This is a genomic window from Streptomyces sp. UH6, assembly GCF_013421635.1.
Classification (GTDB): domain Bacteria; phylum Actinomycetota; class Actinomycetes; order Streptomycetales; family Streptomycetaceae; genus Streptomyces; species Streptomyces abyssomicinicus.
Map to the genome: position 1 here is coordinate 1 of NZ_JACADT010001391.1, position 1,101 is coordinate 1,101.

A 1,101-nucleotide genomic window follows, 5' to 3' on the forward strand; every position below is an offset into this window, starting at 1 on the left:
GTGCACCACCCGCGCCGGGAACGCGTCCGACGCCACCCTCCGGGCCACCGCGGCGACGTCCAGCGGCCCCCGCGAGCCGACCAGCAGCGCGTTGCCGAACCGCCGCCCCCGCAGCATCCCCGGCTCGGCGATCAGCGCCGTCTCCCCGAAGACCTCCGCGACCGTGGCGATCTGGGACCTCAGGAACCCGAACGGCGCGCCGTCCGCGAGGTTGGCGACGTACACGCCCTCCCCCCGCAGGACCCGCCCCGCCTCCCGCACGAACCCCAGGGAGGCCAGGTGCGCCGGCACCCGGGAGCCGCCGAACACGTCGGCCACCACCAGGTCCGCGCTCTCCGACGGGGCCGACTCCAACCACACACGTGCGTCCCCCACATGGGGCCGCACCCCACTGCCCTCCGGCAGCGGCAGGTGCTCCAGCACCAACTCCAGCAATCCGCTGTCGTACTCGACCACATGCTGACGCGACCTGGGCCTGGTCCCCGCCACATACCTTGGCAGCGTGAGCGCCCCACCCCCCAGGTGCACCGCGTCCAGCGGCTCCCCCGGCTCCCCCAGGGTGTCCACCAGGTGTCCGATCCGCCGGGTGTACTCGAACTCCAGGTGCGCCGGTTCGTCCAGGTCGACGTAGGACTGCGGCGCCCCGTCGACGGTCAGCAGCCAGGCCCGTTCACGGTCCACGTCCGGCATCAGTTTGGCGGTGCCGTGGTCGACGGCGCGGGTCACGGGTACGGGCTCGTTCACCCGGCCATTGTGCCGGTATGACGGTATGTCGTACGCCACGGCAGGAGGCGATCACCCCGCATCCTCGGTTACTGTCGCCGAATGCTCGATGCCACCACCCGCTCTGGGGGCACCGCTTCGGCTCCGTCCCCCGCCGAGGCCGCTGGATTAGTGATCGCCCCGCCCGTCCTCCCGCATCCCCCGTCCCCCGCGTCCGCCGTGGCCGCGCCGCCCGCACCGGTCCCCCGTGGTCCGCTGGCCCGCTGCGCCCGCCTCCTCCTCTCGCCGTGGGCCCGGCTGGGCCTGCTGCTGGTGCTCCTCGCCGCCGCCGCCTGCGTGGTCCTGATGTTCGAGCCGCAGCGGCTGGTCTCCGAGGGC

General features: G+C 73.8%; 1 protein-coding gene and 1 pseudogene. One reads left to right on the forward strand and one right to left on the reverse strand.

Annotated features, from left to right (window positions below; translation table 11 throughout):
- Positions 1-744, reverse strand: a 744-nt coding sequence (locus HW445_RS32090) for a spermidine synthase (RefSeq protein ID WP_180224269.1), incomplete at its 3' end; no start/stop codon positions are given.
- A 150-nt stretch (positions 745-894) separates the two neighbouring features.
- On the opposite strand from HW445_RS32090, the pseudogene HW445_RS32095 reads away from it, so the two are divergent.
- Positions 895-1,101 (forward strand): annotated as a pseudogene (locus HW445_RS32095) (hypothetical protein); the annotation flags it as partial.